Raw genomic sequence first — 7408 nt, 5'->3', positions numbered from 1 at the left:
GCCCGGTGCGGGCGGCGGCCTCATCCGCAGCATGTTCCGGGTCCCAGGCAGCGGGCAGGAACAGGCGCCAGTCGAGCGGACAGGACGCCGTGTCGGTGACCGCGTGGACACTCACCCCGATCTGGCAGTTGCCGATCTTGCCGAGTGTTCCGGAGTACTGGCGGGCGACCCCGGGCGAGGCCGTGCCGTCCTTCGGGAACCCGGTGTCGTCGATCACCCAGGCGGCCGGTGCCAGCGCCTGCACGGCCCGCCGGGTGATCCGGGCGCGGACCTCCTCGACCGGCCAGGTCGAGGAGGAGATGAACCGCTGCAAGCGCTGGTGGTCGACGCCCAGGCGCTCGGCCATCGGCTGCATCGACTTGCGCCGCCCGTCCAGCAACAGGCCACGCAGGTAGCTGGCGCTGACGTTGCTAAAGGTTCTTCCTCGGTCCGATCCTCCTCGATCCGTGAAGCGGGCTACCACGCTCTCGACACCCGCGCCGGTCCGTGACTTCCTGAACAACCTCGGCTCGAATCCCGCCGCGGCCAGGTGGGTGAGCTCGCGCGTCTGGCGAACGTGGCGAACTCGTGGTCGGTGATCGTTCTTCTCACCCTGCCCTACCGTCCACCCGGCGCGAGTCCGGCCTCGAAGGCGATGATCGCCAGGTGGACGCGGTCCCGGGCCTCGAGCTTGGCGAACAGACGCGCGACATGGGTCTTCGCCGTCGCCGCGCTGATCACCAGCCGCTCGGCTATCTCAGCGTTCGACAGCCCCTGTCCGACCAGTGCCAGTACCTCGCGCTCCCGGTCGGTGATCCCCGCGATGGGGCTCGAGTCCGCGGCGGGCTCGGTGTCCGGTTCGGGGGCCGTGGGGGTGGCGGGGGTGGCGGAGGTTCCGGCGAAGTCGGCGATCAGCCGTCGGGTGACGCTCGGCGCGATCAACGCGTCGCCGGCCGCCACCACACGGATCGCGTCCAGGATCGCGTCCAGGGCCATGCTCTTGAGCAGGAATCCGCTGGCGCCGGCGCGCAGAGCGCCGTAGACGTACTCGTCGTCGTCGAAGGTCGTCAGCACCAGCACCTTGGGCGGGTCCGGCTCGGCGGTTGCCTGCCGGGTCGCCTCGATCCCGTCCATGCCCGGCATCCGGATGTCCATCACCACGACGTCCGGCCGCAGCTCACGCACCAGGCGCACCGCCTCGCGGCCGTCGCCGGCCTCGCCCACCACCTCCAGGTCGTCGGTGTCGCCGATCAGGATCCCGAGCCCGACCAGCATCAGCGGCTGGTCATCGACCAGCAGCACCCGCACGCTCATGCCGGGAGCCTCGCCGTCACCCGGAATCCGCCCTCCGGACGCCGGCCCGCGCTGAACTGGCCGGACAGCAACGTCACTCGCTCGCGCATGCCGAGCAGGCCGAAGCCGCTCCCGCCAGCCGCCGCCCAGGGCCTCGGACGGCCGGGCCCGCCGGGACCGTCGTCCCCGTCGTCCACCACCTCGATCCTCACTCCTTCCGGCTCGTAACCGACCTCGACCCTGCACGTCCGCGCACCGGAATGCCGCACCACGTTCGTCACCGACTCCTGGATGATCCGAAATGCCGACAGTTCGATCTCCGGCGGCAGCGGACGCCGCTCGCCCCGCCAGTCCACGTGGACCCGCACCCCGGCGTCGGCCGTACGTTCGGCGAGCCGCGGGACATCGGCCAGGCTGCCGGCCGGCGCCAGCGGAGCGGCCCCCGGCATGGCCTCGTCCGGCTCGGCGCGGCGCAGCGCCCCGAGCATGCGCTGCAGCTCCAGCAGCGTCTGGCGGCTGGTGGACTCGATGCCGCTCAGCGCCTGCCGCGTCTGCTCGGGCTTGGTGTCCACGACCCGCGCCGCCGCTCCAGACAGCACCGTGATGATCCCGATGCTGTGCGCGACACTGTCGTGCAGTTCGCGGGCGATCCGCAGCCGCTCGGCCATGACGGCGCGGGCCGCCTTCTCCTCGTGCAGGGCTCCGAGGTACTCACGGCGCTTGCGGTACACCCCTCCGAAGATCCACGCGACCGCGAACCACAACGCGAACCCCCCGGCCCACTGGACCGCGTCGCCGACGGACTGCTCGCGGTCGTGGATGTCGTTGACGAAAGCGGCCGCGACGCCCGCGACGGAGCCGACGGCGGCAGCCTTCGGCCGCCGGGCGGCGAGGTACCCGCCCAAGGCGACGAGCAGGACCAACATGATGACGGGCCGGGCGCCGAAGGCGTCGCCGAGGACCGATTCGCCCAGGATCACCGCGAAGACGGTCGCCGGCAGACGGCGCACCAGCAGAACCGGAAGGGCGAGCACGACGTACAGACCCAGCATCTGGACGGGCTCAAGGTCGGGGAACCCGAACAGGGAGTGCTCAGGATCCGGGGTCCCCATCGTCAAGGGGATCATCAGCGCGTACAGGCCGGCGGTGGCCAGCACCACGGCCTGTGACGTCAGCCAGGTCACGCGCTTCGATGTCGAGAGACGTTGGAGGAGCTCTTCCATGCGGAGATCGTATTCAGTGGCGTGGGCTCCGCGCGTCGCCCCGGGGATGTACGCGGGGTACACCCCCGGGCCGACGGCCTGGGGAACGCGAAATCCACCGGCCGACGCGATGGATCATGGTCCGTTCCTAGGTTCATGGCCATGACGAATCCGCCGATGACCGCTCTCCAAGACGCGATAAAGCAGTACGACGACGGCCCGCCCGCGGTGGCCGGTGTGACCTTGTCCGTGGCGTCCGGTGATTGTGTGGCGATCCTCGGCGTGGGCCGGCGTCGGGCCCATTCCCTCGTCATGGCCTTGACGACGTTCACCGCGATGTTGTCATCAGTACTCTCCCTCGGCCTGCTGACCGGCGTTCATTCGCTCCGTCTGGTCCGCGTGGACGCCGGTTCGGGCTCCGGTGTCCCGCGGATCCTTCCGAAGGCCGCGGCCGCTTCCACGTTCCCTCTGCTGCTTCGCCGGGCGGCCGCGGTCCTCACCGTGCTCGGGCTGGCGATGATTCCCTGGCTGGTCTTCCTGCACACCGGGCTGCCGGCCACAGCTCAGGCCTCGCACTGGGCCTGGACGTGGACGGGTCTGGACGGCTTTGAGGCGCTCGGCCTGCTCTCCACCGGACTGCTCCTCAGGCGCGGCGACTGCCGGGCCTGCCTGACCTCCGCCGCGACCTCGGCCGTGCTGCTGGTCGACGCCTGGTTCGACACCATGACGGCTGCCCCGGGTTCGGACTTCAAGCTGGCGGTGCTGATGACGGTCTTCGCCGAGTTGCCGCTGGCGGTGGCCTGCGCGGCTCTCACGACCAGGACCTTCCATCGGCCGGGCCGCTGAGCGGAAGAGCTCGTGACGTGAGTCCGTCGACGACCAGGTGGAGTTTGCCGGTCAGCCCGCCTCGGGAGCGGCCGAGCGCCTGGTTCTGGGTTCCCCTTATCGTGCCCCGGCGGCACTCTGGCGGGCTCGCACGACGGTGGAGTCGACCGATACGAGCCAGTCGATGTCGCCGGCCGCGTCCGCCTGCGCTTGCGCGGACCGCAACATCCGCTCGAAGGTTCCGTCCTCGGCCCAGCGCCGGAACAGGGTGTGCAGGGTGGCCCAGGAGCCGTACCGCGGCGGCACATCCCGCCAGGCCACCCCGGTCCGGAACCGTCGTAGGTCCAGCGGTAGGGCTTGGCGTCGTGTTCGTCGTAGGCCAAGACGAAGGTGGCGCTCGACGATGCCGGCGAAGGGAACCCCGCGCCGCACGACATACTCCCGGCGGATTACTCCGGTACCTCGCGGGGGCTACGAACGACACCAGAATGGTTACATCCACGGGCCGATTCGATACGGAGCCGCGGAACCTAGCGTCGATCCCATGAAACGCAATCGCCGTATCAGCGCCGTCGCGGCGCTGGCGCTCGCCGCCCTCGTCACCGGAACCGGCGCAGGTTTCGCCGCCACGACCACACCGTCGGCCACGCACGCGTTCGACACCGCACCGGCCACGGCCACGGCCACCGCGCCCACGCGGTCCTTCCAAGGCACGCTCCCCGCGCCGACCGGCCCCTACGCCGCCGGCGAGGACGTCATCCACCTCACCGACGCGAGCCGTCCCGACCCGTGGGTGCCGTCATCCGGCCCCCGCCAACTGACCGTCACGATGGTCTATCCGGCCGTCCCCGGGACCGGGACTCCGGCCCCTTACATGACCCTCGCCGAGGCAGCCGGAGCCATCCAGCTCCGGAAGATACCGGCGAGCTCTGGCATCACCCCACAGAACCTTTCCAGCGTCGCCACTCACGCCTTCGACGGCGCGCGGCCGCGGAGCGGCAAGTATCCGCTGGTAGTCCTCTCGCCCGGGTTCGAGCACCCGCGCATGATGCTCACCTCACTCGCGACCGACCTGGCCAGTCACGGCTACGTCGTCGCACTCGTCGGCCACACCTACGAGGACAGCGGCGAGACGCTGGCGAACGGCCAGACGCCGCCGTGCGCGATCTGCGATGACCCGAACCTCGACATGGGCACGGTCACCGCCAGCCGCGCGCTGGACGTGTCCTTCGTGATCGACCAGTTGACGCATGGCAATACCGCGTGGCGCCTGGCACACCTCATCGACGAGCACGAGATCGGCATGGCCGGACACTCCCTCGGCGGAGCGGCGGCCGCCACCACGATGATCGCCGACCCGCGAGTACGGGCCGGAGTGAACATGGACGGCACCTTCGCCCCGGCCCCGATGCCCGGCCAGATCAACCGGCCGTTCCTCATGCTGAGTTCGCCCGGCAACCACCCGGCCGGCGGCGGCGACACCACGTGGGGGCAGGCCTGGGACGCCCTCGGCGGCTACAAGAAGTGGCTGACGGTCGCCGGCGCCGACCACACCAGCTTCACCGACCTGGACCTGCTTCTGGAGGAGGCCGGGTTCCCGACGCCGCCCCTCTCCCCGGCACGCGGGGTGGAGATCACCCGCGAGTACGTGACAGCGTTCTTCGACCGGACGCTGAAGGGGATCCACAGTCCGCTGCTGGACGGCCCCTCGCCGAACAATCCGGAAGTACTCTTCCAGCACTGGTGCAGCGCCGCGTCCGCTTGCCGTTGACCGACAAGGTCCGGATGGTGACGGTGGCTTCCTGGGTTGCGATCTCCACGTCGGGAGAACGCCGGACAGGGCAGTCGGCTGCGGCTGTCGGCCCGGGTTCGCGCGTTCAGGTGACGGTTCTAACGCGGAGGGCGCTGGCCGATGGGGACGACCGTAGGGTCGTCGGCGACCACACGGGCGCGCAGGCTCTGGTTCTCGGGCACGGTCCGGGTCGGCGGGCGACGGCGCCGGTGAGGTCGTGGGTCTTGTTCATCGCGTCGAGCTGCTTGCCGGAGGCGCCGGTGCGGGCGAGGACGTATTCGCGGGCCAGCCGGATCGCCCCGTTCTCCTCGTTCGCGGGCAGGGGAAGTCCGGCGGCCAGCAGCGGTTCGAAGAAGGAGCGCAGTGCGGCCTTGCCGGCCGGGGTGGACCTGTTGGACCTGGCGGTCCTGCGCAGGTGTTCGCCCTCGCACCAGGCCGCCAGGATGTCGTCGGAGAGGTCCTCGACCATCCGGACGGCCCAGACCAGCAGGGGACCCATGGTCTCCGCGGCCAGCGGCTCGCGCGCGTTCTCCCCACCCAGTGAGCCCGCGGCCGGCAGGTAGTCGTCAACGCCGAACTCGTCCCACGGGGGCCGGGCGATGCCGGCCGGGAACCCGCTGAGTCCGTCGAACGCCCACAGCCGGACCAGCGCGGTGAGCGGCCTGGTCGCGGCCTTGCGTGACGTGGCGCTCTCCCGCAGGTGGAGCCCGTAGTCGTGCAGCACCTGCTGGTCGCACGCGGCCAGCGACTGGATGCCGCGTTGGTCGAGCCAGGTGGCGAGGTGCCGCCATGTGTCGATGGTCTCGCGCACGAGCGCGGGGGACAGGCGGGTGCGCATCTTGATGCCGCGCTGCTTGACGAAGGTGGGCCGCAGCTCACCGTTGATCAGCGTCCACGCGGCCAGCCGGATCTCCTCGCGCAGGTGGATGGGGAACTGCTGCCAGGTGACGGAGCGCAGGCTCTCGCCTGGGTTGGCGATCAGCGGGGCGAGCGACCATACCCGGTCCGCATAGCGCGAGTTGAAGTGGGCGTGCTCGGGCGTGATCAGGTGGTCGGGCATGACGGGCGTGGCCGGGCCGGGCACGGCGAGGCGGAAGCGGTCGGTGGCGGCAGCGGTGGTCACGGGTCGAGGTCTCCGGCGAGCAGGTGGTCGATGATGGCACGGTCGCCTTCGGTAACGCCGGTCAGCGCCTGTTGCCAGGCCGGGGCGCTGACCTGCAGGCGAAGGTCTTCGAGACGGGTGTGGGCGTCGCCCCACCCCTCGGCCCACACGTCGGCGGGCAGCACCGAACGGGCGTTGCCGAGGGCCTGGTGCAGGTGGGCCAGCCGGGGATGATGCCCCGGGTGGACACGGGCGTTGCGGCAGCCCAGGCAGAGCAGGAACGAGGCGGCGCAGCCGCCGGCCGCGTCGGGGGTCGGAACTGGCCGACCGCTTCGCCACACGCCGCCTGGTCAGCAACGACCCCGCCTCCTGCTTCCGCAGCCCCGACGACGTCACCGTCCGCACGAACGCCACGTTCCGGTCCTCCAGCCGCCAGGCCCAGCCGTACCCCGGCCGGCTGTCCCCGTCGAGCCCCCGCAAGCCGATGTCCGTCCACAGTCGCCAGGTCCGCGGCGTCAGCCACCGCACGTTCGACGACCGCGCGTCCTTCGCCCGCGCCTGCGGAACCTCCGCCACCGAGCCGTCCCGGCCGACAACCTCCCGCATCTCCACCGGATTGGAGGCGATCCACCCCGCCCACTTCGCCCAGCGGAACAGCGCCGTGAACGCCGCCAGCTCGCGATTCCACTTGGCCCCGCCGATCTGACCGAGGTTCTCCGGAGCACAGGTCCGCCAGAACTCGTAGTCGTTCAGATCTCGTCCCTCCGCCCGGAGCCACGACTTGCCCCGCCCCCACAGAAAGGTCAGCAGCAATGCGATGTCCGTCGCGTAGTTCCTCTTCGTCTCCACCTCGTAGAACCGGAACGCCCTCGACTGCACGTAGAGGCTCAGTACCGGATCGACCTGGTGGTCCGGCGACAGGGAGATCGGGTCCCCCGGGTGAATCCCGCTCGCCGCCTCCCGCGCGCTCAGGTCGTCCCAGCCGGCCAGCAGCTTCGACCGGACACCGGCACGGTTGCGGGCGTCTGGGACCCAGAACACCTTCCAGCCTGTCAACGAGCACCCCTTCGGATCGCCTTCAACAGGCACACTCCAATAGGGAAATGGACGACGGCGGAGACGACTGGTACCGGTAGCCCTCCGGCTCACCGGGACATCGGTGTCCCGGCGCCTCTTCCCCAACGCCACCGCCCCGGCCTCCCGAGTGGTGGGACC

The 7408-nt window shown here is 70.7% G+C and carries 8 protein-coding genes and 1 pseudogene; 3 read left to right on the top strand and 6 right to left on the bottom strand.

The window, feature by feature from the left end; genetic code table 11:
• The 3 genes and pseudogenes from ACFU7Z_RS32705 to ACFU7Z_RS32695 all read right to left on the bottom strand — a co-directional run.
• Window positions 1–394: pseudogene (locus tag ACFU7Z_RS32705) on the bottom strand (transposase); the annotation flags it as partial.
• A gap of 203 nt (window positions 395–597) precedes the next feature.
• On the bottom strand, window positions 598–1293 hold the full coding sequence (locus ACFU7Z_RS32700) for a response regulator (RefSeq protein ID WP_380781500.1): 696 nt from the start codon (window positions 1291–1293) through the stop codon (window positions 598–600).
• Entirely contained in the window at window positions 1290–2558 is a 1269-nt protein-coding gene (locus ACFU7Z_RS32695) for a sensor histidine kinase (protein WP_380781498.1), read from the bottom strand. Before ACFU7Z_RS32695 ends, ACFU7Z_RS32700 begins: the two co-directional genes overlap by 4 nt.
• A 78-nt stretch (window positions 2559–2636) precedes the next feature.
• On the opposite strand from ACFU7Z_RS32695, the gene ACFU7Z_RS32690 reads away from it, so the two are divergent.
• The gene (locus ACFU7Z_RS32690; protein ID WP_380781496.1) at window positions 2637–3320 is read left to right on the top strand and encodes a hypothetical protein; all 684 of its coding nucleotides are present in this window, start codon (window positions 2637–2639) and stop codon (window positions 3318–3320) included.
• A gap of 96 nt (window positions 3321–3416) precedes the next feature.
• Here the strand turns inward: ACFU7Z_RS32690 and ACFU7Z_RS32685 are convergent, their stop codons facing one another.
• Window positions 3417–3731, bottom strand: coding sequence for a transposase (locus ACFU7Z_RS32685; RefSeq protein ID WP_380781494.1), 315 nt, complete (start codon window positions 3729–3731; stop codon window positions 3417–3419).
• Window positions 3732–3843: 112 nt separating this feature from the next.
• On the opposite strand from ACFU7Z_RS32685, the gene ACFU7Z_RS32680 reads away from it, so the two are divergent.
• Entirely contained in the window at window positions 3844–5070 is a 1227-nt protein-coding gene (locus ACFU7Z_RS32680; protein WP_380781492.1) for an alpha/beta hydrolase family protein, read from the top strand.
• Between the two features lie 106 nt (window positions 5071–5176).
• Here the strand turns inward: ACFU7Z_RS32680 and ACFU7Z_RS32675 are convergent, their stop codons facing one another.
• Complete coding sequence (locus ACFU7Z_RS32675) at window positions 5177–6214, bottom strand: hypothetical protein (RefSeq protein WP_380781490.1); 1038 nt, start codon at window positions 6212–6214, stop codon at window positions 5177–5179.
• Window positions 6211–6534 carry a hypothetical protein gene (locus tag ACFU7Z_RS32670; RefSeq protein WP_380781488.1) on the bottom strand — a complete coding sequence of 108 codons (324 nt, stop codon included), beginning with the start codon at window positions 6532–6534 and terminating at the stop codon, window positions 6211–6213. The genes ACFU7Z_RS32675 and ACFU7Z_RS32670 overlap by 4 nt, the downstream gene beginning before the upstream one ends.
• A 143-nt stretch (window positions 6535–6677) precedes the next feature.
• On the opposite strand from ACFU7Z_RS32670, the gene ACFU7Z_RS32665 reads away from it, so the two are divergent.
• Window positions 6678–6899: a hypothetical protein gene (locus tag ACFU7Z_RS32665; RefSeq protein WP_380781486.1), complete on the top strand. Its 222-nt coding sequence runs from the start codon at window positions 6678–6680 to the stop codon at window positions 6897–6899.
• Window positions 6900–7408 lie beyond the last annotated feature (509 nt).

The sequence above is a fragment of the Kitasatospora sp. NPDC057518 genome, from assembly GCF_042802075.1.
GTDB lineage: Bacteria > Actinomycetota > Actinomycetes > Streptomycetales > Streptomycetaceae > Kitasatospora.
This window is presented reverse-complemented; position numbering and strand designations above follow the sequence as displayed.